The sequence below is a fragment of the Corynebacterium sp. LK31 genome, from assembly GCF_014335015.1.
Taxonomy (GTDB): Bacteria; Actinomycetota; Actinomycetes; order Mycobacteriales; family Mycobacteriaceae; genus Corynebacterium; species Corynebacterium jeikeium_D.
Genome location: NZ_PDGW01000025.1, coordinates 87,299 through 113,213, shown reverse-complemented (window position 1 = coordinate 113,213; position 25,915 = coordinate 87,299). Strand labels below are relative to the sequence as shown.

At 58.1% G+C, this 25,915-nt stretch carries 23 protein-coding genes and 1 tRNA gene; 11 read left to right on the top strand and 13 right to left on the bottom strand.

The window, feature by feature from the left end:
- Window positions 1-87 precede the first annotated feature (87 nt).
- The 5 genes from CRD18_RS10315 to CRD18_RS10295 all read right to left on the bottom strand — a co-directional run bounded on the left by CRD18_RS10315 (window position 88) and on the right by CRD18_RS10295 (window position 9,032).
- On the bottom strand, window positions 88-3,582 hold the full coding sequence (locus tag CRD18_RS10315; RefSeq protein WP_048733333.1) for an ATP-dependent DNA helicase: 3,495 nt from the start codon (window positions 3,580-3,582) through the stop codon (window positions 88-90).
- Window positions 3,583-3,584: 2 nt separating this feature from the next.
- Window positions 3,585-6,935 carry an ATP-dependent DNA helicase gene (locus tag CRD18_RS10310; RefSeq protein ID WP_242458712.1) on the bottom strand — a complete coding sequence of 1,117 codons (3,351 nt, stop codon included), beginning with the start codon at window positions 6,933-6,935 and terminating at the stop codon, window positions 3,585-3,587.
- Between the two features lie 103 nt (window positions 6,936-7,038).
- The gene (locus tag CRD18_RS10305) at window positions 7,039-7,890 is read right to left on the bottom strand and encodes a TIGR02569 family protein (RefSeq protein ID WP_049191104.1); all 852 of its coding nucleotides are present in this window, start codon (window positions 7,888-7,890) and stop codon (window positions 7,039-7,041) included.
- 9 nt (window positions 7,891-7,899) lie between these two features.
- Window positions 7,900-8,808 (bottom strand): DUF3152 domain-containing protein, encoded by a 909-nt coding sequence (locus tag CRD18_RS10300; RefSeq protein WP_049172838.1) that lies wholly within the window; start codon window positions 8,806-8,808, stop codon window positions 7,900-7,902.
- The gene (locus CRD18_RS10295) at window positions 8,808-9,032 is read right to left on the bottom strand and encodes a DUF3107 domain-containing protein (protein WP_042388469.1); all 225 of its coding nucleotides are present in this window, start codon (window positions 9,030-9,032) and stop codon (window positions 8,808-8,810) included. The genes CRD18_RS10300 and CRD18_RS10295 overlap by 1 nt, the downstream gene beginning before the upstream one ends.
- Window positions 9,033-9,126: 94 nt before the next feature.
- Between CRD18_RS10295 and CRD18_RS10290 the strand changes: the two genes are divergently transcribed.
- Both CRD18_RS10290 and CRD18_RS10285 read left to right on the top strand, forming a co-directional pair.
- A complete protein-coding gene (locus CRD18_RS10290; protein WP_049172835.1) occupies window positions 9,127-10,491 on the top strand; it encodes a DEAD/DEAH box helicase in 1,365 nt (454 codons plus the stop codon).
- 68 nt (window positions 10,492-10,559) lie between these two features.
- A complete protein-coding gene (locus tag CRD18_RS10285; protein ID WP_187406714.1) occupies window positions 10,560-11,891 on the top strand; it encodes a PQQ-binding-like beta-propeller repeat protein in 1,332 nt (443 codons plus the stop codon).
- Here the strand turns inward: CRD18_RS10285 and CRD18_RS10280 are convergent.
- On the bottom strand, window positions 11,888-12,346 hold the full coding sequence (locus tag CRD18_RS10280; protein ID WP_239393021.1) for a hypothetical protein: 459 nt from the start codon (window positions 12,344-12,346) through the stop codon (window positions 11,888-11,890). The two genes, CRD18_RS10285 and CRD18_RS10280, sit on opposite strands and share 4 nt — an antisense overlap.
- A 7-nt stretch (window positions 12,347-12,353) precedes the next feature.
- Here CRD18_RS10280 and CRD18_RS10275 point away from each other — a divergent pair, with 7 nt between their 5' ends.
- The 4 genes from CRD18_RS10275 (at window position 12,354) to CRD18_RS10265 (ending at window position 14,896) form a co-directional block, all read left to right on the top strand.
- Complete coding sequence (locus CRD18_RS10275; protein WP_242458711.1) at window positions 12,354-13,553, top strand: diacylglycerol kinase family protein; 1,200 nt, start codon at window positions 12,354-12,356, stop codon at window positions 13,551-13,553.
- 485 nt (window positions 13,554-14,038) lie between these two features.
- Window positions 14,039-14,308 (top strand): WhiB family transcriptional regulator, encoded by a 270-nt coding sequence (locus CRD18_RS10270; RefSeq protein WP_005511107.1) that lies wholly within the window; start codon window positions 14,039-14,041, stop codon window positions 14,306-14,308.
- Window positions 14,309-14,384: 76 nt separating this feature from the next.
- Window positions 14,385-14,459 carry a 50S ribosomal protein bL37 gene (locus tag CRD18_RS11235; protein ID WP_014300525.1) on the top strand — a complete coding sequence of 25 codons (75 nt, stop codon included), beginning with the start codon at window positions 14,385-14,387 and terminating at the stop codon, window positions 14,457-14,459.
- Window positions 14,460-14,823: 364 nt separating this feature from the next.
- Window positions 14,824-14,896: transfer RNA gene (locus CRD18_RS10265), tRNA-Ala, on the top strand.
- Between the two features lie 150 nt (window positions 14,897-15,046).
- On the opposite strand, the gene rsrA is transcribed toward CRD18_RS10265, so the two are convergent.
- Window positions 15,047-15,331 carry a mycothiol system anti-sigma-R factor gene (gene rsrA, locus CRD18_RS10260; protein WP_242458716.1) on the bottom strand — a complete coding sequence of 95 codons (285 nt, stop codon included), beginning with the start codon at window positions 15,329-15,331 and terminating at the stop codon, window positions 15,047-15,049.
- 20 nt (window positions 15,332-15,351) lie between these two features.
- Entirely contained in the window at window positions 15,352-15,981 is a 630-nt protein-coding gene (locus CRD18_RS10255) for a sigma-70 family RNA polymerase sigma factor (RefSeq protein WP_049172829.1), read from the bottom strand.
- A gap of 98 nt (window positions 15,982-16,079) precedes the next feature.
- Between CRD18_RS10255 and ybaK the strand changes: the two genes are divergently transcribed.
- Window positions 16,080-16,592 (top strand): Cys-tRNA(Pro) deacylase, encoded by a 513-nt coding sequence (ybaK, locus tag CRD18_RS10250; protein ID WP_049193314.1) that lies wholly within the window; start codon window positions 16,080-16,082, stop codon window positions 16,590-16,592.
- A gap of 39 nt (window positions 16,593-16,631) precedes the next feature.
- On the opposite strand, the gene CRD18_RS10245 is transcribed toward ybaK, so the two are convergent.
- Window positions 16,632-17,327: an SOS response-associated peptidase gene (locus tag CRD18_RS10245; protein WP_049193311.1), complete on the bottom strand. Its 696-nt coding sequence runs from the start codon at window positions 17,325-17,327 to the stop codon at window positions 16,632-16,634.
- A 70-nt stretch (window positions 17,328-17,397) separates the two neighbouring features.
- Between CRD18_RS10245 and aroA the strand changes: the two genes are divergently transcribed.
- From aroA to CRD18_RS10230, 3 genes are read left to right on the top strand one after another with little or no spacing between them, the layout of a single operon-like run.
- Window positions 17,398-18,876 carry a 3-phosphoshikimate 1-carboxyvinyltransferase gene (aroA, locus tag CRD18_RS10240; protein WP_065428883.1) on the top strand — a complete coding sequence of 493 codons (1,479 nt, stop codon included), beginning with the start codon at window positions 17,398-17,400 and terminating at the stop codon, window positions 18,874-18,876.
- A gap of 2 nt (window positions 18,877-18,878) precedes the next feature.
- Window positions 18,879-19,925 (top strand): ribosome small subunit-dependent GTPase A, encoded by a 1,047-nt coding sequence (gene rsgA, locus CRD18_RS10235; RefSeq protein WP_070429789.1) that lies wholly within the window; start codon window positions 18,879-18,881, stop codon window positions 19,923-19,925.
- Window positions 19,912-21,297 carry a chloride channel protein gene (locus CRD18_RS10230; RefSeq protein ID WP_187406711.1) on the top strand — a complete coding sequence of 462 codons (1,386 nt, stop codon included), beginning with the start codon at window positions 19,912-19,914 and terminating at the stop codon, window positions 21,295-21,297. Before rsgA ends, CRD18_RS10230 begins: the two co-directional genes overlap by 14 nt.
- Here the strand turns inward: CRD18_RS10230 and CRD18_RS10225 are convergent.
- From CRD18_RS10225 to CRD18_RS10210, 4 genes are all read right to left on the bottom strand, one after another.
- Window positions 21,294-22,634 carry an acyl-CoA desaturase gene (locus tag CRD18_RS10225; RefSeq protein WP_070429791.1) on the bottom strand — a complete coding sequence of 447 codons (1,341 nt, stop codon included), beginning with the start codon at window positions 22,632-22,634 and terminating at the stop codon, window positions 21,294-21,296. The genes CRD18_RS10230 and CRD18_RS10225 overlap by 4 nt on opposite strands.
- A 69-nt stretch (window positions 22,635-22,703) precedes the next feature.
- Complete coding sequence (locus CRD18_RS10220) at window positions 22,704-23,768, bottom strand: flavin reductase family protein (protein WP_049191133.1); 1,065 nt, start codon at window positions 23,766-23,768, stop codon at window positions 22,704-22,706.
- A gap of 329 nt (window positions 23,769-24,097) precedes the next feature.
- The gene (locus tag CRD18_RS10215; protein WP_070429792.1) at window positions 24,098-24,589 is read right to left on the bottom strand and encodes a hypothetical protein; all 492 of its coding nucleotides are present in this window, start codon (window positions 24,587-24,589) and stop codon (window positions 24,098-24,100) included.
- Window positions 24,589-24,999 carry an HAD-IA family hydrolase gene (locus CRD18_RS10210; protein WP_038627918.1) on the bottom strand — a complete coding sequence of 137 codons (411 nt, stop codon included), beginning with the start codon at window positions 24,997-24,999 and terminating at the stop codon, window positions 24,589-24,591. Before CRD18_RS10210 ends, CRD18_RS10215 begins: the two co-directional genes overlap by 1 nt.
- Window positions 25,000-25,288: 289 nt before the next feature.
- On the opposite strand from CRD18_RS10210, the gene CRD18_RS10205 reads away from it, so the two are divergent.
- Entirely contained in the window at window positions 25,289-25,912 is a 624-nt protein-coding gene (locus CRD18_RS10205) for a hypothetical protein (RefSeq protein WP_070429793.1), read from the top strand.
- Window positions 25,913-25,915: the final 3 nt, after the last annotated feature.

The following is a 25,915-nucleotide window of genomic DNA, read 5'->3' as shown; positions in this document are numbered from 1 at the left end:
TCCTCCCGGTGAAAAATAGCGCATACAAACTGCTGCTTTCACCTGGATAACTGGCCACGGCCACGCGGCAGTTACATACGTAGATGATTATCCAATCAGCTCGCGCATCTTCCTGTCTAACTCTATCCTGCTTGGCAGTAGCGCTTCATCTGGTATTAGCGTCCGTCCTGCCGAAACGTAGAAGAACCCGGCTTCAATGTCTTCGGGGGCAGTTTCCATTCCCATCTCGCGCAGCCTATCCGACCACGCCAGGCGGTAAATCGCCAGCTGTAGCGCCGCTACTTCCCTTTCCTTTCCGCGCGGCATCTGGCCTGTCTTCCAGTCAATGACGCTCCACTTCCCGTTGTCGTTAAACACCGCGTCGATTCGGCCGACGACCCGCCTCTGCCCGATGGCAATTTCAAACGGCACCTCTACATGCGTTGGCGTGCGGTCAGCCCACTCAGATGCCTCGAAATTCGCCTTCAATTTCTCCAGTTCGCGTTCGGACGCGACTTGCTCTGTGCCGAGGAAGTCATCCAGTTGATCCCCGAAGAGATCCTCATCGTCCAGCAGACTGTGTGCACCGAAGCGATTCTCCAACCAAGCGTGGAATGCCGTACCTCGGCGCGCGAATCGGTTTGGCTTAAACGGCACCGGGCGTGCTTTCCGACGAGCAAACGCGACCGGATCCGCAATCATCGCTTGGTATTCGCTAGTGGACATGCTTGTCGGCATTGGTAGATGAATCTCCGCGGCCTTAGCTCGAAGGATTTCATCCACGAGAATGGTCGTTTCCGTTTCCCATACCTCAGACAGGTCACCTGCAATGGGGCGCTCATCCTGGTCTTCGCCCATGTAGCGCATGACGCTTTCGGCTGCTCGCTGCACACTATCTCGGCGGTTGCCCAGGGTATCGACGGGCCAGACCACCCCATCAACCGCAGTGTCGCAGTCCAAATCGACTTCAGTGTCCTCTACCTCAGGGTCCTCCCCATCTGTCCACGACACCACATAGTCACTGAATTGAGTGGCGATGGCTGCGAAGTCCGCCGACACGTCGGTGGGTTTCTTCAAGCTCGGATTAGGCCGCCTGCTTGCAGTGACAATGAGCTTTTTCGCGGAGCGAGTCATGGCAACGTAGAAGAGGCGCTGTTTTTCTTCCCTCTCCACTTCTCGCAGCTCTTCCTTGTAGGCTTTGATCACCTTGTTGAGGTCGGTCTGGTTATCGGTGCCTGATATGTCCAGTTCGGGGGCGTTGCTATCGACAGAATCAGCGACAGGAGCCCAATCGCCTGCTGCAAGCTGCGTTGCATCCTCTGTTGTTTCTGCACTAGCCGTTAGCGGATCCACTTGAGTAATTGCGCCAGGAGGAAGCTGAACTGAATTGGTGAGCCACGATGACAAATCAACTCTGTCGAACTTGCTAGTGGTGATGCCCGGAACAGCAACCGTTTCCCACTCCAAGCCCTTTGACTTGTGCATAGTCATGATTTGGACACAGTTTTCCGGCATGTTCATAGGTGCCCGTTCCAAGCCATCATCGTGTTCGACAGCGAATTCCAGATAGTTCAAAAACCCTGTCACATCGTCCGAGATATTTTGAGAATACGTCGCAGCGATATCGACAAACCTATCCAGATGTGCGGTTGTCGGCCTGGTTATCGCGGTAGCAGAACCGTACTGTCCAGCCGCTGCTTCTACGCGAATTCCAAACTCAGTAGCGATGTCCTCGACCAGTTCCGGCAGAGGCTTATTCAGCGAGAACCGGCGTAGTTTTCGTAGGCTTGCACCCAACTGTGCGATGCGCACCATTGCTTCATCTGTGTAGTTCAGTGACTCGCTACAGACCAACCGCCCATTTTTTTCCACACTGCCGCGCGCCAGCGGGGTGCCGTCGTAAAAACGAATATCCGGGTCGGCGATGGCGTGCCCCAACCCCACCGCAGACGATGCTGCTTCGGCATCTTCCACGAGCTTGTCATACTGGCGAGCGAGCTGGGAAAGCGGTGAGGAGTCTGAAGTCTCTTCGACATTGCCCTTCTTTCGGGCCAACTCGTCCTTGCCTGCCATTGCCAGCTGGTCTACACGAGTGCGAAGTGCCTCCACGTCCGCGGCACCCAAATTGAACTGTGGGCTGAGCAGCAGACGCAGAGCATCCGGGTCTGAACTGGGGTCGACCAATATCTTCATCACCGAGGTGATATCCATGACCTCGGGCAAGTGCAGCAATCCAGCGAGTCCCACAATGATTGCAGGCACACCCCGCTCAGACAGTGCCTCTAAATAGACAGCCGATTCAGCATTTGTCCGAACCAGGATGGCGGCATCGAGCTTGTTGCCAGCTGCTTCACATTCGCGTAATTGCGCCTCCATGCAATCTGCGATGTATGCAACTTCTTCCTCACCGGTTGCAGTGAAAGCAAGCTGCACCTCGCCCTGGCCTGCTTTTGGCCCTGCATCCAGTGCCTCTACCGTACGAGCCTGCCCCGCAAAAGCACGGTCGGAGACTGCGTTAGCAAGCTGCAGCACTGACTGCGGGTTTCGCCAAGAAATGGTCAGTTGCTTTTTCTCCGCTGGCTGCCCATCCGACCGCGGAAAATCATTGACAAACTGCACAAGGTTTTCGGCCGTTGCTCCTCGCCAGCCATAAATTGCCTGCATCGGATCGCCGACAGCGGTGACACAACCACCGGAGAACAGCGCACGCAGGAACAGCCGCTGTGTGTGCGACGTGTCCTGGTACTCGTCGAGCATGATGATCTTAAAGCGACGCCGCTCCTCCTCCCCGACTTCCGCGAAGTCGGTGGCTAGCCGGGCCGCCCGAGCCATCTGCATACCGAAGGTGGCGACATTTTCTTCATTGCACCGAGCTCGAACCTGCTCTACCAGCGGCAAAATCTCTAATCTCTCCCGCTGCTTATCGACGATGCCCTGTAGATCGCCAATTAGTCCCTCGCGTTTACCCTTCTGCGGGGTCTGCTCAATATTGCTGATGAACGCTTCGGTTTCCTCGCGAATCGCCTGCGGGGTAGATAAGTTTGAGTCGATGTTCGACCCCAGCTCAATAATGCGACTAGCCAGCGTTGATGGTGCAATATCGACATCAATTTCGGTCACATTGCGAGCTGTTTCCCAGGCCAACTGCCACTGCGTCGCGCCATCCATAATGGTGACCCCCGGCTCCGTCGGCAGCAAAAGACCATAATTGCTCACGACTTCAGAGGCATAAGCATCGTAAGTAAGCGTGGTTGGGGCAATGACCTCGAGGCTTGCTAATACCTCTGGTGAAGCTTGTGCACGAAATGCAGCGGAGGAAGCAAGCGCATTCAGCTGTTGGCGGATACGGACGCCGAGCTCGCGCGCTGCCTTCCTGGTGAAGGTCAAACCTAGAACTTCTTCTGGGCGGATAAAGCCGTTGGCGACCAACCACACGACACGGGCAGCCATTGTCGCTGTTTTACCAGCACCGGCACCGGCGACAACAAGCATTGGTTCCATCGGTGCACCGATTACCGCCGCTTGTTGCGGAGTGGGCGGAAAGTCCTGCCCCATCATCTCCGACAGGGTGACGGGATCAATGATGGTTCGTTCCTCCGACATGACTACCGATTCCCTTCTGCTGCCGGGCACGCCTTCGAAAGCGTGCAGAACTTGCAATGATCACCAGCGAGCGCCAAGGCACGCGGGCCAGACGTCGCACGTGCTACCTGCTCCACGCGACGCTCCCAGTCAGCCAACTTGTCTTCCGTGAGCTTTGACTGTTCTCGGCTAGTGATAATGGTCTTATTGTGTGACTTTCGCGGAAATACCAGGTATGCCCCAGATTGTTCAATGCCTTCGCCGTTGTCCACAGCGAGCCCATCTCCGCTTTCAACGAGCTTCCCCTTCGACAGCGCTAGTTGATATGTAGCTAGCTGTGCGTGTCCTTCTACTTCTTTACCGGAGGGCGCTGTCTTACCGGTTTTGATATCGACGATTTGAACTGCACCATCAGCGTCTTCAATCAACCGGTCGATTCGTCCGACAATCACGATGTCATCGTTGATGTTGACATTTACTGGGACCTCGGTTCCGATATCTTTCTTAGTCTCAATCCACCGCTGCCAATCCTCCAGCCCGGTCAACCAGGTCTCTTCCTCAGTACGCTTACGCCACTCCGGATCATCGGACAGGTCCCCAAAAACACGCCGGATCTCAGACTGAGCCTCAGGCACAGTCACTCCCTTCGCGACTGCTTCTACCGCCTGATGCAGTAGAGAGCCCAGATACATGGCCGATGTCGGTGCTGATTTATCCAACATGGCCTTCAACGGACAACTCAGGGTTGCTTCCACCTTGGAGGGATTGATCCTCATCGGCTTCTTGTCATTTACCGGCTTCGAAGTCGACGGTGCACGGAGCCCCCACCAGGTGTCTGGATGTGCGCCAGCAACCTCAACCTGCGCCAATCGCGCGAGTTGACGTGCAGCTTGTCGACGCCGCGTCTCAGTCTCCGCATCGTCCACAACGGCTGCACGCAGTTCTGCCAGCAGTGACTCCACAGAGAGCACCCGTGGCAGGCCTTCACCGGCCCATGCGACATCTTCTGCCTCTGCAACATCCGGATTGCCGGCGTTTACTTCATTAGCCGTAGCCCCGACTCCGTTCGCAGACGACGAGGCTTCCGATTGTTTCGCCAGCTCCGTCACCGAATTACCGAGCTTTTCAACGAGCTCGATAATAAACGGACTGGGAACTCCAACATCGTCAGGAGAATCGACTGCGGTCAGCAGTACCCTGTCGCTCGCCCGTGATACCGCGACGTGCAGCAAACGACGTTCCTCCGCCAGCGCATCCGCCATGGAATTGATGTACTCCCGCGGCTCAATTCCGTGATCGACGAGACCGATGAACTCGTTCTGCTTCATCACCGAGCCAGTCACACCGAGGCTGGGCCACTGGCCTTCCTGGACTCCGACAACCGCTACTGCTTTCCACTGCCTGCCCAGAGCCGCATGGGCTGAGAGAATGCGCACGGCATCGCGCTCTACCCCGCTACGGTCACGTGCGCCGATGGGCAGCTCCTGCTCTTCCACAGAAGCGATAAAACCGTCAACCGTCAGTTTTGGATTCAGCTCCACACGGTCACCAGCAAAGTCGAACAGTGCCATCACAGCATCCAAATCGCGGTCAGCCGATGCGCCAGCTGTACCGCCGCGCAACGATGCCGCCACCAGATGGTCTGCCAAACCAGTGGACTGCCAAATTGCCCACAAAGTTGCTTCCACACCATCGCGCAACGCTTCACGAGCTGCGCTCAACAGATCCAGCGGCACCTGCAGCGCCTGACGTTCACGCTGCGACAGAGACTCAATAAGCTCCAGCTGTTCAGCTGTGAGTCCCTCTGCCTTCAAGATTCCGATGAGCTGAGTCATCGCGGCCCCGCCGAACAGGTCGGCCTTCCGGATTCCGCGCAGCAGACGCTCTTTGACAATCGGATCCATGTTGACCAATGGGCCGGAGAGGAACTCGTCCCACTCCACGTCATCGAGCTGGTTCATAGTTGCCCGCAACGCCACCATCAGCGCTCGCACCAATCGCTGATGACTTAGCACGATGTCCGTTGGGTCAATCTGCACAGGCACACCCGCACGCGACAACGCACGGAACAGAGAGGACTCCCCTGCACCGGACCGGACGATGACCGCCATATCCTTCCATGCCACTCCCTCGTCAATATGAAGGCGCCGGAAGTAGTCCGCGACTGTGGCTCGCTGTGCACGTTCAGAAGGATGAATAGCTATGCTTACTGCACTTTTAGCTGCGTACGAGTTTTCCGCTGCGACGGTATCGCTGTTGTTTCCAACTTCGGATTCACGAGCTTCCTGTGCTCCAACTGAACCGACAATGCCACGGTATGCAGGAGCCTTAGGCAAGCGCTGAGAAACTGCGTTGACTAAATCCGCGATATCAGCGTTACAGCGGTAAGACTGCTGCAAGTGGATTGCCTTGTACTCGACCTCACCAGTCCCCCGGAGATAGTCATTATTAGCACCGCGGAAATGGAATACCGATTGATCTTCATCACCAGTAATGACGGCTACGGCCGCCTGCGACACAAACCGATCCACAAGACGCGCAGCTTCCGGGGATAGGTGTTCAGCATCATCGACCAGCACCACCGACTTTCCCCACCGAGCCAGTGCTTGCGCGTCTGTATCCAGCTCCATCAATGCCGCAGAGACAATCTCTGCAGCGTTCAGGCTGGGCTCCCACGCCAACCGCATAGTCTGCTGATACTCCGCCATAAACTTGCCAGCCGCACACCACGACTCAATGCCATAGTCCACGCCGAGCTGCTGAAGCCTCGGGGCATCAATCCCCCGCTCAGCTGCACGCAGCAGAAAGTCACGAACCGCACGGGAAAAACCGACTAACGGAAGAGCCGGGCGCAACCGCTCTGGCCAATACGCACCACCATCTTCCGCATGACCGGCCAAAAGTTGCCGCACGACAGCATCTTGGCGTGCACCAGTGGTCAACGATGGTTCAGGCTCTCCCCGACTGACGGCGGCATCACGTACTACTGCATAGGCAAGCGAATGCACGGCACGCACCATGCCACCTTGACCTGCCCCGACCGAACCGCCTTCCCCCAGTTCAGAGGCAAAACGCCTGTCAATATCCCGCCTCAATTCCGCGGCGGCCTCTTTTGACTGTGACACCACCAAAATGCTGTCCGCCGGAATGCCCGCCTGCATGTAGTCCACCGCGAGATCTGCCAGCAGCGAACTCTTACCGGTTCCTGGACCTCCTAAAACACGCACAACAGGCTGGTTTACAAGCTTGTTCTCTACCACGAGCGCCTGATTATGGGAAGGGAAGAGCGCCTCTACCGCAGTACCCAACCACTGCCGACGACGAGGAGGTTCCTCCTGGACGAACCGAACCTTCGGCATTCCATCTACGTTCATGTGCACCATTGTGGCACAACCCCCGGACCAACACTCGAACACCCATTCGAAATAGGGAGAAAACTACCCCCGCCCAAAAAACGCCTGTAAATACTGCCCGGCGTTACTTAGACACAAACGCGCGAACTAGCGAAGCCGCGCGGAACAGACCGCGATACGCACCCGGCTGCGATTCTGGACTAACAGCGTGGACAAAAAGTCGATAACACATCGCACGAACGAGCAACTGACCGAAATCCGGCAGGTGATCGAAGCGCCGCAGTAGCTCCTCATCAGCCCCCATCATGGACAGGCAATCCACTGCCGCCAAGGCAGCTGTCCAACCACGGACATGCCACGCTGGCACGATATCGGTGAGAACCGGGGCGGCCGTGCCGTCGTAAAGCAGCGTGCCGACGAGGTCTGCGTGACAGACCTGCAGAAGCTCCGTTGGCACAACCATCTCTGCCCGCAGCTGGAGAAGATCACCGGAGATCGTGAGAGCCTCGGCACAATCGGCGCGGGGGACGCTATCCGCGTCGAGAAGCTGCTCGAGGATGCCGATTGGGTCAGAGTCCCAAGCTGCGCGATTACACATGACGAAGTAATCGGGCTCCTTATCAAGGAGAAACTGTGGCCGTTCAATACTGGCAAGCGACTCTTCCACGCGACCAGCGGCCACAATGGTTTCATCGGCACGTGGCGCGAATCCCCCCGGGATGAAATGACGAGCCTGCCACCCAGCAATAACCAAGCGGCCGTCACTGGTACGCACAGATTTCGCCACTCGGACGCCATCGACATCTAGCGCACTGCGAACCTTTGCAGACCACAGCGCCTGCGCCGAATTATGTACCGGCGAAAGGACAATGGAATCGTCGTAGACCCAGCCATTGTCCCAAGCTCGCCCGGCACGATGCGGCTCGCCCTCGGCACCAAAGGCCTCTAAAACACGGTCGGGAGGAGTGGCGATCATAATCTGCTACTACCTTGCTTTCTGAGTCGGTGCGGCCGTATCGTCGTCCGCCCCAAATGGGTACGGCCAGCCGTTGACAGAACACGTCTTACCATCGACCTGATAGACCTCGCTGCTGTCGATTTTGTGCAGTTCATCGTTCGACACGCTCAGGGTCTGCTGCATCATGATTGGCGCGATACCGCCGTCCCTCGGACAGGGCTCGTGAACCGCGTACCCAAGTCCGTGACCAACCTCGTGATTAATAAGGTATTGGCGATACAATCCCAGGTCCCCCTCAAAAGGCAGGGCACCTCGAACCCACCGGGCGATACTGACGACCACGCGCCCAGGCTCACCTTCCCGCTGCCCAGACAGGTAACAGGAGGTCTCCATTCCCAAGGTGTTGCCGCACAGCTGATGTGCGGTTCCAGTCGCGGAAAGCTGCACGACAATCGTCGGATCCTGGTCGCGAGGCACTGCCTCGAAAGAAAAATCTGGATTAGCTGTCCAGCCACGTGGATCGGCCAGAATCGAGTTCACCGTCTCTGCAAAGGCGCGCTCGCCACCAATCGAAGGAACATCAATGTTGTCTTCAATTTCCACGGAATACCTGACCGCATTGTCGCGCCCCTCCCCAACACGGGGATGCGCCACGGTAACATCTTTAAAATTTCCCGAGGGTTCCGTGGCAAAGGCCGGACCGGGTGGCAACTGCCCTCCCTCGTAACCATCACCGTATCCCTCACCGGGCACCGGACCAGGGCGACCATTGCCACTCTGCGAGGCGACAGTGCCAGTGCCGGAACCTGAAGAATCATCTTCAGCAGTGAAGATGTCGAAGAGAATGATGACTGTGAGCACCACAAGTACAGGGATGGCATAGGCTCGCCACCCCCAACTCCTTGCAATGCGTACGAGAAAGGGTTCTTGCGTCATTAGGCGAAGAAGCCAACCTTACGGTCTGCGTTATTACCGGTACGGACGTAGGCGACCTTGTCAGCATTAATCAGGTACTCCTGACCAGCGCCGTCGCTGAGCTCAATCACACCTTCGCCAGCAGCCAGCTTCTGGGAGATCGCAGCCTTGACCTCCTCGCCACCAGCGACGTTTTCAATGTTCAGCTCACGCGTATTGTCTGCAAATCCAATAGTGATGTCCATAGGTGACATCATAACCATTCCCAAAGCGGCTAGGATTAGAGAGACCGATTAAGCCGTCGTGTCACGTGAGGTTACAAACAGCAAAGGAGTCGCCGTGGCAGAGTCCCAGTCCCCGACATTCGTCGAATTGGGGGTCGCCGCGGAAATCTGCGACGCACTCGCCGACGAAGGAATCACCCGCACATTTGCAATCCAGGAACTGACGCTGCCCTTGGCACTCGACGGCACGGACATTATCGGCCAAGCCCGTACTGGCATGGGAAAAACTCTTGGTTTTGGTGTCCCCCTTATTGACCGCGTCTTTGATGACGCCCGCATTCCAGAACCGGATGGCACTGCCCGCGCAATCATCATCGTCCCCACCCGTGAGCTATGTGTGCAGGTCGGCGAGGATTTGGCCCGCGCTGCGCACTCAACCAATCTGCGTGTGTGCACTATTTACGGTGGCCGCCCCTATGAGGAACAGATTGAACAGCTAGACCGCGGTGTGGACATCATCGTCGGTACTCCCGGCCGTCTCATCGATCTTTACCAGCGCAATAATCTAGAGCTGTCAGGCGTAAAGATTTTGGTTCTCGACGAGGCCGATGAGATGCTCGACTTGGGCTTCCTGCCGGACATCGAGAAGATTCTGGCTGCGGTGCCAGATGAACGTCAGACCATGCTCTTCTCGGCAACAATGCCGGGCCCAATTCTGACTCTCGCACGTACCTTTATGAATCGCCCGGTGCACATCCGCGCCGAATCAGGCGAGGAAGAGGCCACAGTCCACGAGACCACTAAACAGATTGTTTTCCAATCGCACCAGATGGATAAGGTCTCGGTCATTGCCCGCATCCTGCAAGCCAACGATCGTGGTCGCACCATCATTTTTGCTCGCACGAAGCGCGGCGCCGCCTCGGTTGCTGAGCAGCTCGGCGAGCGCGGCTTCCTGGTCACCGCCGTCCACGGCGATATGGGCCAGCCTGCACGTGAGCGCTCGCTGACGGCGTTCCGCAATGGCGACGTCGACGTCCTGGTCGCAACCGATGTCGCGGCTCGCGGTATCGATATCGACGATGTCACCCACGTCATCAACCACCAGGTGCCCGATGACGAAATGACCTATGTCCACCGCATCGGCCGCACCGGCCGCGCGGGACACAGCGGTGTCGCCGTTACGCTCGTCGGCTGGGATGAAACCACAAAGTGGAAGGCTATTTCAGATGCTCTCGACCTGGACATGGCCGAGATTCCGACGTGGTTTTCCACCTCCCCCGAGCTCGCCGAAGCTCTAGACATCCCCGAGGGGATCGATGAGAAGGTCGGGCCAGCCCGCCCGGTATTGGGTTCCCGGCCACCTCGCGGGCGTGGCGGAAGAGGCCCGCGAAACAACCGCTCACAGTCTCATCATCGCAATCGCGGCCAAGGACGAAGCTCAAAGCGGGACGGCCACTCCAATTCTCATCGTCGCAGCTAGGCCGCTGCGCGTGCCAACTCCCCACCTCACCTCTCGCCACGACCACTCGTCGACAGGACATTCCAACCGTGCTGCAGTCACCACAAGCCAACGCTGAGCCCACCACTGCAGAGACCCGACTGCGCCGCAATCGAATCGCATCAGTAGTTCTCATCATCGCCGTAGTGCTAGTCGTCGGTTGGACATGGGTCGCTTCTCCGGCTCGTAAGGTCGATCGCACTGAATCCACGGCACCGACGAGCAGCACAGCGCAAGCCCCGGCCGCGAACGATCCGGAGGCAATGCCACATACTCTCCGGCCGGTGTGGTCCACCGAATCGTCGGCAAGCACAAGCACGCACACCATCTCCCCGGCGCCACTGGTGATGGACAACTCCCTCATCGTTGCTGAGGACCGGGGCGTGCGTGCTATCTCGCTTAACGACGGCACGGAGCGATGGCACTATCGACGAGATATTCCGCTGTGTGCGCTCTCGGGCAGTGATGGCCAAGTTTTCGCGACTTTTCGCGGGGCAGCTGGCTGCGGTGAGACCGTTGCACTCAAACCCGATTCGGGGCAGTATGTCGCGACCCGAAAATCGATTGCGGCTGACAGCCCTGCCGCCGTGCGCTCGAATTCATACGCGGGTGTCTACGACTCTGGATTCCTGGAGCTGTGGCGTTCTGACTTGGTCCGAGTAGTCGAGTACGGCAAGATTCCAGCATCCCCGGAACCGAAGATGCAGCCACACCCAGAGTGTTCGATTATCAGTGCGCTCACACGCGTGGAGCTGCTGGCCGTTGTCAACAACTGCGATGGTCACGGACGCCTGGTCATGCAGGTGGCAAATCCGGAGGAATCGCGGAAACCAGAGGTCAAGAGCGATATTGACCTTGGTCCAGTAACTGCAGATATGTCGCTGGTATCGATTGGCCAGGACACGGCAGCGGTACTGGCAGACAATCGCATCCGCGTTTTTCGTATGGACGGCACGATGCTAACTGAGTTGGCGCTGGGTGAGACTACTCTGCGTCCAGCACCGGCTGAAGCTAACTCCGACGACGACGCCCCGCGTGCGCCTTTTACAACGGATCTCCCCCATCACATGACGTGGTGGTCGCCACGTGGATTACTTGGCTTCCGCCCGAGCACCCTGGCGCCGGATTTCGAGTTTCCTGAGGCCACAGGAACCCCAGCTCCATGGGGTGAGCATGTTTTCATGCCAGTCACTGACGGAGTTGCGGTATTGAATGCCTCAACTCTCGAAATTATCGGCACACTCCCGTTGCCTGCAGCTGCGAAGTCCACTCATGTAAATGATGCGGACAAGCCGGAACTGCCCGTGCGCCTTGCAGTTGTCGGTGACACTCTACTGGTTCAGCGCGGTGAGTCAGTCGACGCGTTCGCCATCGAAGCTTAAAAAGAGCGGGCAGCCCAATCAATCGCCTTCGGACTAAACATACAGGCCAGCGCAGCAATTGAAGCTGCCGCCGTCGGCAGAGCCAGCAGAAAAGCGCTCGAGCGGAACATGTAATAGGCCACCCCCAGCAAGCAGAGGTTGAGCATAATAATCGGCCCGCGCCCCCAACGGGCGCCACGCAGCAACATAATCGCACCAGCGAAAACAGCGCCGAAAATGAGAAGGAACCACAGCGCGGTACCCCAACCGGAAATGACCGCGGCCTCGTCGCGGTACCCCATCAAATCACGAATCAGAAGGAAGACTCCGTAGCCCAGACCGAGGGCACATTCGGCGACACCGATCCACGCACCGACCATGACAACCTGAGGCGCGGCCATCGGCCCGTCGGCTGCCGCAAGCTGTTCGGTAGTACGCGATTTGGGCACATTGCTGCTGTTTTTCTGGTTACTCACGCCCTACATGTTAGCCCGGTGCGAACCGATGAATACACCCTGGAGGCAAGTCGACCGATGCACCCATCACAAGTCTATTCATGCACTACTCTTGGTGCCTGTGCGTGCGTTGCTAATCTCCAATCCGAATTCGACCAGTAACTCTGCTCGACGCATGCCCAGCATTGTGCGGGCGCTTCGCTCAGTCGAGGGGATCCGCTTAACATCCATGTTCACCGCTTACCCCGGCCATGCTGAGGAAATGGTGGCGGGAATAACGGTTCGCGATTACGACGTCATTATTTCCCTCGGCGGCGACGGAACCATTAACGAGATTGTCAATGGGCTCATGGACTCCAACCCATTCTCCGCACTGCCTGCCACTGACCTGCCTGCCATCGCAACAATTCCCACAGGCAGCGCCAACGTCTTGGCGGGTGCGTTGGGTATTCCCCGCGACCCCGTAGATGCCGCGTGGTACATCGCAAGCCTGCTGCGCTCCCGAACCCGCAGCGCTATTAGCGTTGGACATGCAGCAGAGCGATGCTTCGTCGTCAATGCCGGTATCGGCATCGATGCGGAAGTCATTTCCACCATGGAACAGCTCCGACATAACGGCACCCGCGCCAAAGCCGTGCGCTATTTGCCGGCAATTTTCACCGCATGGAACGAGTTGCGCAAAAGCCCGCCACAAATCACCGCAACTATCGACGGCAAGGAATTTGGCCGCGATCTCGCAATGGCTGTGGTGTCCAACTCCAATCCATGGACATTCCTCGGCGACCTCCCCATCGTCACCAACCCCACTGTGTCACTGCGCAGGGGCCTGGGGTTTTATGGCTTCACTTCTTTAAAGGGAGTGACGGGGCTTGTCGCCGCAGCCAATTTGGCCGGTTTCTTCACCCGACTGCGCTCCCCCTTCCACATAGAAGCCCGCGAACGACGCGTTGACAACGCTCAGCACATCCAGCTCACCGCTACTGCTCCACTTCGTCTCCAATTGGACGGCGAGTACATCAATCAGCGCGATTCCCTCAACATCCGCGTTAAGCAAGGCGCAATCAATTTTGTGGCGCGTGCCGACGATTACACCGAGGACCAGTTCACCAAGAAGGTCGCTACCCGCCCCGTGGACGAGCGCTTGCTCGTTGTGGTGACCAAAAAGGCCATGGATCGCACACGCCGCCTGTTCAGTACAAGCCAAAAGACCGAGGCAAACCCGGCTTAAGCTGTAACTGTTTACTGACAAGCCAACAAAAACGCGCCATACACCCTCACTACTGCAATTACCAAAACTAAAATCACCCCCACAAGGGGCTAGTTTTGACCTGGCGTTTTAACCAAAACTTCACTTTTCTGTGAGGTTTGGCACTTTTATTCATTTTGCTCTTTACGAACCGCTCCAGTCGTGAAAACATGTAAATCGTCAGCGAGACAGGCACGCAGTTCACTGGATGTGCAACCATGCAAGTCTCGCCTTTTTAGGCGCAAACTCTTTGGTGAGTCCCCACTACCCTTCACGTCGCATAGGCGATGCAACAGGTAGCCCCTCCCAAGATGCCTAATACCCCTGGGCAACCGGGAATGAACCCCAACCCTCGTTGAGATACGGCGATTTGTCGTGTCTGACGAAATCCATTTCCGGAGCTGCCTTCCCGCAAGGAAATTTAACCCTGCCCTCACCCGGGGCTCGTAATGTTTTAGGAGTTTGTCATGGATTGGCGTCACAAGGCCGTTTGTCGTGAAGAGGATCCGGAGCTTTTCTTCCCGGTCGGTAACTCCGGCCCGGCTCTCGCCCAGATTGCTAAGGCCAAGGTCGTTTGCAACCGTTGCCCCGTTACTGCTCAGTGCCTGGCCTGGGCACTTGAGACCGGCCAGGATGCAGGTGTCTGGGGCGGCATGAGCGAGGATGAGCGTCGCGCACTGAAGCGCCGTCGCAACCGCGGTCGCACTCGCCGCACTCGCACCAGCACCGCAGTCTAATTAAAAGACTTACCCTCTTACCGTGTAATCTATACCGGTTGATACCTGTTTAACCCGATAGAAAGAGAGCCCAGCTATGAGCAAGCGTGGCCGTAAGCGCAAGGACCGTCGTAAGAACAAGGCTAACCACGGCAAGCGTCCGAACAGCTAAGTTGCCCTTAGTTGCAGCAGTCTTAGCCATCACCGGCTAAGACATCTCACTCCACCCCGGCACAACTCGGTATTGCACCGAAGGACGGGGTGGAGTTTTTTATGCCTCCAGCGGATACCTCAACGGGTAGCAGGTCTGAAAGTGACTAGGTTTATGACACATGAATTGAATTCACCCGCGGTTTTTTGTCATAAACCTAGTCACTTTCAACACCTTTTCGATGCCTCGTCGATACCGCATCCTCGCTTTCCGGATTAACCATCCGCCAGAACCTTACCAGCGAGTTTGGAGCCCAAACCCCACCGGAGTAACGTCTGAAACCAGAGCTTTTACAGCAGCTCCAGCTAGGTTGCTCGAAAGCAATGGGGCTATAGCTCAGTTGGTAGAGCGTCGCGTTCGCAATGCGAAGGTCAGGGGTTCGATTCCCCTTAGCTCCACAAATAGCTCCACAAAAATATCCCAGGCCACATCACCGTGACCTGGGATTTTCCCATTACGCATTACGCATTACCGTATTACGCAACATCGCATTAAGCATCAAAGGAATACGCGCCAAAAGATGACGCACCTAACCTAGCCGCCAGCAGCTACCTGCGATACTCCACCCGCGTATAGGACACGCGAATCCGAGTGGTAATGCGCTGACGGAGGTCCTCAGGGGCAGGTTGCTGGCAACACCGGCGTAGCAGCCGTCGTATAGCTTGCTCGGAACCGAACTCTTCCAAGCACTGAGGGCATTTGTGAATGTGTTCCTCGAGAAAGCGGCGTTCCTCCGAATCACACTCTCCATCCAAAAATGCGTGTAGGCGCGAGTGGGCATCCTGACAGAAAGCATCTTCACAGGCGTGTCCGCGCTCTGGCGTCTGCTCCATATCTTGGCTCGACTCTCGGCTCATCGCGGAGAATCTCCCTTCTCTTCTTTCAAGAATCCACGTTCCACGGCTACGTTGTGCAACGCGTCTCGGAGCTGTTTTCTTCCACGGTGGAGCCGACTCATCACAGTTCCGATGGGCGTGCCCATGATTTCGGCGATTTCCTTGTAGGGCAATCCCTCGACATCGGCGTAGTAGACCACCATCCGGTAGTCCTCTTTGAGGCTCATCAAAGCGTCACGAATTTCCTCATCAGGAAGCTTTTCCAGCGCTTCAACCTCAGCAGAGCGCAGCCCTATCGAAGTGTGCGACGCGGTTTCCGCGATCTGTGAATCCGTGATGTCATCGGTGGCGTACTCGGCAGGACGTCGCTGCGCCTTGCGGTAGCTGTTGATGTACGCATTCGTCAGAATGCGGTAGAGCCACGCTTTCAGATTCGTGCCCGGCTTGTAGGAGCGGAAGCCCTGAAAAGCCTTGATATAGGTCTCCTGCACCAGGTCTTCGGCATCGGCGGGGTTGCGTGTCATCCGCAGCGCCGCTCCATAGAGCTGATCCAAAAGCGGCATGGCATCACGCTCAAAGCGCTGCGCAAGCTCCTCATCCGACTCATCAGTCCGGATGGCCGATGTTCCTGTCTGATCACCTGACATGCTACCTATCCTAAAACATCCGCACCCACGAGTCGGCCAGACCCCCGTCACCAGGCATTTCGTCGCGTAGCTGCACTGGTGTGCAACGATGGGAAATTATGTCGAAGAAGTCCGCCAAGAAATCCGCTGCCGCCACCCCGGCAATCGCCGTCTGTCAGAACGCCGGAATCGACTTCCACGTTCACCAATTCCCCCACGGCAGCGACAACTTCGGCGAAGAGGCCGCCTCTTGGCTACTAGAGCATCTCGGAGTCGAGCCCGAACGCATCTTCAAAACTCTCATTATCGAGCTATCCGGCAAACGCACTGGGCTGGCCATCGCCGTCGTCCCCGCCACCGGAATGCTCAACCTCAAGGCCGCCGCCGCGGCTGTCGGGGCTTCCAAGGCAACGATGGCCGACCCCCATGACGCGTCACTTGCCACCGGCTACGTTCCCGGCGGCATCTCCCCGCTTGGCGGTCGCCGCAAGCTCCCCACCGTCATTGATGAGACCGCTACTCTCGCCGACACCGTGTTCGTCTCCGGTGGTCGCCGCGGGTGGGACATCGAACTGTCACCCGCTGATCTGGTTTCGCTTTGCGACGCCACGGTCGCCGACATCGCCCGCTAACCCTGCGGCTACTCCTGCAACCTCCCCGCTGATACGGCCTTAAAACAGCTCCTCGTTGTGGCCGGGTGCTGCTCCATCGGGCCCATTCAGCAGGTGCGATCCTTCATTCGCAACATTGCCGACGGCGCGGTTGACCGGTCGGATGGTCAGCTTGTCCACCACTTCTGCGCTGGTCATGCCAACATCTCCGTCTGCTGCCCAGGCCGAGAGATCCAACCAGTCACTGACTTCGTCGTCGGCAAGCACGCGCGGCATACGATGATGAAGATCCGCGAGCTGTCTCACGGCGTCGGTGGTGAGAATTGTGGCGGAGACGATATCGCCCCAGCGCGCCCACAGCCCCGCGACGGTGAAAAGCGGTGCGTCATCGCTGAAGCTGACGAAGTAGGGCTGGCGATTCTTCCACTCGTACCAACCGTTCATGGGGATTGCGCAGGGCAGGCTGTCCCGGAAAGTCGGTTTGGACTGCCAGGTTTCCGCACGAGCATTGAAGAAAGGTGTTGTTGGCACTTCGCGGGCCCACTGCGGAATTAAACCCCAGCGCACGGTGGCAGCAATGGTTCCTGTGCGGCCGGGGTGCTCGCGGGCAAGAGCAACTATTGGCATGGTCGGTCCGATGTTGTAGCGGGAGGTGGGCAACGGGCCGTCGGCACGCACGGGCGCCAAACCGGGAATCTCAGCCGTGGTGCTGAGCAGTTCTTCGGCGACTGTGAAATTGACGAAACGACCACACATACCAACTGATTGTGCCGTTGACTCCCCCTCTAGTCGAGGTATGGAGTGAAAGTGTTCCATAATTGGTTGTGTGTGTTCCCAAAATCAGAATTGGTCCGCCCCTACTGTAAGTGTCGACGGTGCCGAGGCCGGTCGACAGCCTTTTAGTGCCACGGTGCAGATTGCCGGCTCGAAGTCGATTACGAACCGTGCCCTTGTCATCGCGGCGATATCTTCGACACCATCGGTTATCCATGGTGCTCTGCGCTCTCGCGATACCGATCTTATGATTCGCGCACTGCAGGCTCTGGGAACTGACATCAGTGCCGACTCGACATATTCGGGTGCCCCGAACCACACGCTCCGCGTCACTCCACGCATGCTTCGCGGTGGTGTCGTGGAATGTGGTCTCGCAGGTACGGTTATGCGCTTCGTGCCACCTATCGCAGCTCTTGCGCAGGGGTCGGTGTTCTTCGAAGGCGACGTAGAAGCCAAGGCTCGCCCGATGTCGGCCGTGCTGGATGCCCTGCGCAGCCTCGGTGTGAACATCGCGGGCAATGGGCTTCCCTTCACGGTCAATCCGCAGGGTCCGAATCAGGGCAACCGCCTCGGTGACTCGGTCCAGGAGCAGGATCTGCCGGACATCGGCGGCGAAGTGGAAATTGACGCTTCGGCTTCGAGCCAGTTCGTCTCTGGCCTGTTGCTGTCAGCACCGCGCTACGGCCGTGGCCTGGTACTTCGCCCGACCGGTGAGATTCCTTCCCGCCCGCACATTGACATGACCCTGGACATGCTTCGCGAGGCCGGTGTGCAGGTCGAGGAGACCACGGCCGACACACCTGAGGGACCACGCACAACGTTCACCATTCACCCGACCGAAATGATGGGTCGTACTTGGCAGGTCGAGCCTGATCTGTCCAACGCCGCCGCCTTCCTGGCCGCTGCGGCTGTCACTGGTGGCAGCGTCACCGTGCCCGACTGGCCAGAGCACACCACGCAGCCGGGCGACCGCATCCGCGAGATCCTCACCGCTATGGGCGCTACCGTGACGTTCAACCGTCACGAGAGTGGCCGCACCAGCCTCACCGTCGTGGGCCCAAAGCCGTCCGAGCTGCGCGGAATCACGCTGGACATGTCCGAGATTGGCGAGCTGACCCCCACCGTCGCGGCCATCGCCGCCTTGGCCACTACCCGCACCGAGCTGACGGGTATCGCACACCTGCGCGGTCACGAGACCAACCGTCTCGCCGCGCTCACCACGGAAATCAACCGTCTCGGCGGTCGCGCCACCGAGCTTGACGACGGCATTGCGATCGACCCCGTTCCGCTCCACGGTGGCCTCTGGCACAGCTACGCCGACCATCGAATGGCCACCGCTGGTGCCATTGTTGGCCTGCGCACGGAGGGCGTGGAAGTCGAAAATATCGGTACCACTGCTAAGACCATGCCTGGATTCGACCTGCGCTGGCTGGAGATGCTCGGACTGGCCTCCCCCAGCCCTAGTTCGTTGGAAAAGTCAGTCGAAGCTCGACTTGATGGTGTGGACAACGGAACCGAGGCAGGGAAATAACAGTGGCGGCACGCAGGCGTGGACGGCAATGGGACGAGTCCGATGTACGCATCCGCCCCGGTAAAGGGTCGCGACCACGGACGAAGGATCGCCCCCGCCACGCCGATGCCCACTGGGGCATGGTGGTGACCAAGGATCGTGGTCGTTGGGGTGTAGTCCTCGATAACAACCCTGATGTTGCAGTGACATGCATGCGTGCCCGCGAGCTCGGCCGCACCAATATCGTTGTCGGTGACCGTGTCGGTGTCGTAGGCGATGTCAGCGGCCGTGAGGGCACACTGGCCCGCATCGTCAAGCTGGCAGAACGCAGCACGGTTTTGCGTCGCACCGCCGATGACAATGACCCGTATGAGCGCATCGTCGTGGCCAATGCCAGCCTGCTGCTCATTGTGTGCGCAGTCGCCGATCCTGAACCTCGCACCGGTTTTGTCGAACGCGCGCTGGTCGCGGCCTACGCCGGCGGTGTCCGCCCCGTGCTCTGTCTGACTAAATCCGATCTGGCCGACCCAAAGGAATTTGCCGGGGAGTTCTCGGCACTCGGAGTGGATGTCGTTGTCTGCGGTATTAATGATGACTTGGCTCCCTTGTCAGAGCTCATCGATGTCCCCGGACGAGTGACAGCTTTGGTTGGGCATTCCGGTGTGGGGAAATCAACCCTTGTCAACCGGATTGTTCCTGAAGCCAACCGTGAGACCGGCGAAGTCAGCGGTGTGGGTAAGGGCCGCCATACCTCCACACAGTCGGTGGCGCTGATGCTGCCGTCGGAAAGCGAAGACAGCGCGACGTCGTGGATCATTGACACCCCGGGCATTCGTTCCTTTGGTCTAGCCCATGTGACACCGGAGACGCTGCTGGCGGCGTTTCCAGATATCCAGGCAGCGACAGATGAATGCCCACGTGGTTGCACCCATTTGGGACCGCCCGCGGATCCAGAGTGTGCCCTCGACAAGCTGGAGGGAGTTCAGCACCGCCGAGCGATGGCTGTGCGTCGCCTGTTGAGTGCAATCAGCGACAACGAGGATTGGGAGCTGGACATTGAAAGAGACTAGCCACACCGATTCTGTGGAGACGCCCACTGAAGCTTCGGCTGGTGCTGAGTCGGACAAAGCGGGCTCCGGACTCTACCCTGCTCCCGGCAGTTGGATTCGGCTGTGTATCTACACGCTTATCGTGGGTCTTGCGACAGGACTCGGCGCAGCCGGCCTCGCACTAATAATGCACGGCATCGAGTACGCAGTTTACGGACAACATGAGGGCGACGTAGCCGTCGTGACCGATGGCACCACTGGCCTCCAGCGCTTTGTCGGAATTGTGTTGGCGGGACTGATTGCAGGACCGGTGTGGGCAGCGCTGCGCACAAAGGCCACGCCCATTGAGAGCGTTGAGGCAGGCATGAACGGTCGACTCATGCCGGTGTGGTCAACTCTTGTCAATGTGTTTTTGCAGATGGCGACCGTCGCTGCAGGTGCATCCATGGGACGCGAGAATGCCCCGCGTGAGCTCGGTGCGATGGTGGCTTCACAGATGTCGCATCGACTGCGCATCGATCCGCTACACCGCCGTATTCTGGTCGCAGCAGCAGCCGGTGCCGGCCTGGGGGCGATTTATCACATCCCGTTGGCTGGAGCGGTTTTCTCGTTGGAGATTCTGCTGGGCTCACTGAGCATTACCGCGGTGATGGTGGTGCTGGCGTGTTCAGCCATCGCCACGGTGACGTCGGGCATCGTGGTCGGCAGTAGCCCGCTCTACAGCCCAATTAATCTCTCAGACGGCTGGGGCAACCTCGGGGCAGCACTGCTCATCGGTGTTATCTGCGGTGCCATTGGCTACGCATTTCGCATTCTCAGCTCTCGAATGTCGGACACAGCACCGACTGGCTGGCACTCTGCCTGGGCCATCCCCCTCGCATTTACGCTGGTTGGTGTGATTTCACTGTGGGTTCCAGAAGTGTTGGGCAATGGCCGTATCGCTGCGACCACAGTTCTCATGGACCGCCCGCTGCTGGGTTTTGCAGTCATCCTGCTGATTGCGAAAGCTGTCGCGGTTCTCGTTACTTTCCGTTCTGGTGCCGTCGGTGGTCTCTTGACTCCCGGCTTTGCCCTTGGCGCGCTCAGCGGTTTCATCGTCGGCTGCTTCGTACAGCCATTGATGCCCTCAGTTCCGCTGAGCGACTTTGCGATTCTCGGCGCGGCGGCCTTCCTGTCGGCGTCCATGGCAGCACCACTTTTCGCACTGATCGTGACCGTGGAGTTCACCGGCCAGAATTCCTCGGCTTACTTAGCACTCTTCCTCGCTGGTGCAACTGCGACGCTGACCGTGACCATGATTCGCGCCTGGCTACGGCTCCCCCACAAGCAATCAATGCCATGGAACCGCGAACCAGCAGTCGCGGCTGCGGTTCGCAAGCGGGCCGAGGGCTAACCGCGCGCAGCAGTGTGCGTCGAGCGACCGGTGTAGGCCCGGACAATTTCCCGGACACCTGGGCGAAGACGGCGGAGCATTCGCAGGCCCGTCGCTAAGCCCTTGCGTTGCGGGGAACTGGACTGGAGCTCCGCTTCAACCTGCGGATACTTCTTGAACGCCGCCTCCGAACGTACCTCTGGGGCGTTGTCCGGGTCAGCGACTAAGAAACGATCCGGCAGCGACAACTTCAGCAGCGTGCGCTGGACCTGGAAGAACTGCTTCGGGAACGACCCCGTGTTGTATGGCAGGTCGTATTCCCGGCAGATCTGCTGAACCTGCTTCGAAATCTGCGCGAGCCTGTTGGACGGCATGTCCGGGAACAGGTGGTGCTCAATCTGGTAATTCAGATTTCCTGAGAGCACCGACAGCGCCAGCCCACCGTGGAAGTTCGCCGAGCCCAGCATTTGGCGCAAATACCACTCACTCTTGTCCTCGGTGTTGTACTGCTCCTTGGTGAAAGTCTCGGCATCATCCGGAAAGTGTCCGCAGAAGATGACCGCGTAGGCCCAAAGATTACGGGCGAGGTTGGCCATCATGTTCGCAAAGGCCACCTCACGGTAACGCGGACCCGCCATCGCCGGGAAGAGAACGTAGTCCTTGAGCACCTGGCGCCCCGACTTGTTGAGCACCTCCATGAGCTGCGGTCGGGCCTCATCCCAGGATTTCTTGCCGGCGAACACGCGCCCGAGCTCGACGTCATAGAAGGCCACTGCCCATTGGAAAAGGCTGGCCAACACCACGTTTGTCACCGGCTGCAGCAGCGTCGATGGCTTCCAACGGCGGTCACGAGTCACCCGGAGAATGCCATATCCCACATCGTTGTCCATACCGAGCACGTTGGTGTACTTGTGGTGGACAAAGTTGTGGGAGTGCTTCCACCCGCTGGATGGGCAGGAATTGTCCCACTCCCAGGTGGCCGAGTGAATCTCGGGGTCATTCATCCAGTCCCACTGACCGTGCATGGTGTTGTGTCCGATTTCGAGGTTTTCCAAAATCTTTGCCAACCCCAGCGCTGAGACGCCCGCCCATTTGAAACCCCAGTGCGCGGTGTTCTTCCACGACTTCGGCAGCATCCCCAATTTGTTCAGGGCCATGCCGGCGGTCGGCACCATCAGCAGGCCTCGACCAGTCACCTCAAGGGTGCGCTGAATGCGGATGAGCGTGCGGATGTAGCGAGCATCCTTCTGTCCCAGCGAATCGCGGTGTTGCTTTTCGATTTCCGCAAACCGACGCCCAATCTCTGCGACGTCTTCTTCGCTCAAGTGCGCATACGATGCGATATCGGAAATTGCCATGGGAAGGGTCCCAACTCCTTTAGGTAGTTTCTCCTGGTTAATGCAGGTTGAGATAGATGTGGGGCGAACTTACAGTTCGATACGCGCGTGCCCCGCCGGCGCACAGACGCACGTTCGGACCCGCTCGCCCGCCACAAACGTCGCCCCGGTGCGGATGTCCCGCGCTGCGCCGTCGGAGAGTTGCTGCACGCACGTCGCACAAATTCCCATCCGACAGCCGTACGGCAGGTCAACCCCGACGCTCTCGGCCGCCTCCAGGATGGTCGTTGCACCGTCTACGTCGATATCGCCTCGGCTGCCGAAACTCACCGTGCCGCCGACCTCCCCCGCCGCCGAGCGGTCAACGGTGAAACGTTCCGTCCGCAGCCCGGGAAACTCCGACTCAAGGTTCTTCAACAGTTCAACCGGACCACAGGAATAGGCGCTTGCCGACGATGCCAGCGCTCCAAAGTCAGCAATGATGTCGGTAACCGCCGCAGCGTCAATCCGCGGCTGCGTCTCGGTATTCCGGGCATGCAGGTGATACTTCAACGCGCTAGTAGCGCTGCGCTGTTCCAGCTCGCGAAGTTCGTTGACAAACACAGCTTCTGCCTCGCCGCGGTAGGAGTGAATGTGCTCGACTTCCACCGAGGCATTGCGAGCTGAAAGATCACGCAGCATCGAAATCACCGGAGTGACGCCGGAGCCTGCGGTAACAAACGCAATGCGGGCTGGGAGCGGCTCCGGAAGATGGAAATCCCCAGCCGGGGCAGCCAGGCGGACGACAGTACCCGGCTTGACATTGGCGACGAGGTGTTGGGACACGTAGCCGTCGTTGAGCGCACGGATGTTGATAGTCAGCAGCCCGTCATGAGGCCGCGGCGCATTTGTCAGCGAGTAGGAACGCCACAGGTATTTCCCCTTGACCTCTACGCCAAGTCCGATGAACTGGCCTGGCTTGAAGTCTGTTGGCATCCCCCAACCCGGACGGATTATCAACTCTGCTGAAGTAGGAGATGTGGGATTAATGGCCTCAATCTGACCGCGCAGCTCGCGACTTGACCACAGCGGATTTAGCAAATGCGTGTAATCATCGGGCAAAAGTGGCGTGGATAAATGCTTGAATACCCGGGAAACTTTGGTCTTAAGCCCCATTTTTGGCCCTCCTGACTGTCACGGGCGAACAAGTAATAACGCTGTTCATCAGTAGGCATGCCCCACCCGATTCATTATTACGTGTCCGTAGGTTACTTAGACGTAGACTACGGAGCGGTAAGTTATTGGTCAAGAGAAACAAATGATTTTGACACAAATAGCGAAATTGTCATTACCCCCACCCTCGTGCGAAACACCCCCTTTGACATGGAGCTTATCTACACAAAACAATCCCGCCTTTTATACCCCCGCCGAAAACACTTGTGCCATACAAAAAAGGGGCTGGGTTCCTAAACCCAGTCCCCTTCATCAACGCCAAGCACGCGCTACTACAGGAAGTCGACCACCATGCCGAGCTCAGCTACGTCGTACCACGCCAGCGGGATCTCCAGCGCATCGCCGACAGTGAGCTCCGCATCCTCGTCACCGAGATCCGCCTTATCGACGGCATCAATCGCAGCCTCAACCTTGTTTTCCGCCTCTTTCACATCAATGTGGAGCGCTGCAACGTCGGCAAGCGAAATTGGGCCGCCGACCTTAACCACGGCATCTCCCATATCCGACTGCGGCTCCGCCTCCACATCAACGGAAATGACCACTCGACGGTGCGGGAACTTCTCTTCTGCGGCATCGAGCAGACGGAGCGACGCACGCGCAGCCTCATCAAAGGCTACGTCTGCCAGTTCCTCATCATCGCCCTCAGTAAAGAAATCGCGCAGCGATTCAGTGACAGCAAAGCCCCAACCACCGCGGGCGTGGAAGAGCTCATCCTCCTTCAGCGCCTCAAGCATGGAGAAAGTCGCTGGGATATAGACGCGCATTAGAACTCGCCCTCGAGACCCAGTAGACCGGCAATCTCGACCACTGCGCGGTCGAACTGCTGATAGAAGACTCCCACCATGCCGTTAGAGACGGCCGCATGGATGTTCTCAATCGAATCATCTACCAGCACGCAGTCCCGTGCCGGCAGTTCAATAGCCGCAGCGGCTGCATTAAAAGCCTCTGCCGAAGGCTTCTCATGGCCAATTTCACCAGAGAGCACAACTGCGTCTACCAGGCCCTCATCTTCGAGCTTGCGAATCGGATCCGCCGATGGGCCACCTGGGTCATTCGACAGGACTGCCAGGCCAACACCATTTGCACGCGCCTCTACCAGCAAATTACGCCAACGTGCCTGGTCTTCATCCGTGCCGTCAAGGACACCACAGTAATCGATAATCATTCCGCGCATGGCCTGTAGTTTATCGCATGACCTGCACGTTTGCCTTTTTTCCAGTTCAGCGTGTTAATTGGCTGTTCGTTACGCCCAATTGTAGGCGACCAGAACGGCCTTGACGGAAACCGATAGGACCATTAACAGCGAAACACTCAGCCCATTTCGCGACTGCGCCTTCTCCCCAATCCCCCCCCCACGCCGGCCGTGAATTCCCCTTCACAAGCTGCACACTTAAAGCACTTGTAGGACAATGGTCTTCAGCAAGGGGGAACTTGCCAATGGAGCGTTTTAGGGGGATTAATCCATGGCACCAACGTCTCACGTACCAAAATCTCAGACACCGATGCCTTACGCGCTGTCGCACGCCGCTGAGCACCGCTCCAGTGGCAGGGAATCCATTGAACCGGCAACGGGCTTTTCGCTTCTCCACACAATTCAACTCGGCCAGTCAGCTAATGCCGCCGCCTCTCAAACCGCAAAAGTGGCACCGACCTACAGCGGATGCTCGGCTGCCACCGGAGCCGCTGTCATAACGGCATTACCGCCCGTCGCGGCCGCTCCTGCTGCAAAAAAGACGCCGCAAACACCGCACGTCGTCCAGCACTGTGAACAGAATCTGAGACAGGAGCTTGGCACGATTACTCGCCGCGTCTTCGACATCATCGCGGGTCGCAGGCGAGTCAACGATCTACGTCGCATCAATATCGACCCGATTATTCACGCTGCGATACTCACGCTGTCGAAGAACACCAGCCTCAAGGGTGTCGCGTTGCAATCCTTCCACGCCAGCGCTTCCGCGGACGGCAAAAAGGTCGAGTTCCTGGGTAGTTGCCGTGTCGGTCCGAAGGTTCGCGCGTTCACTGGCACGTTCCGCCGCGGAACAGCAAAAACGCGGCCATGGACCATGACCGCGTTTCGTGTGCTTTAGTGC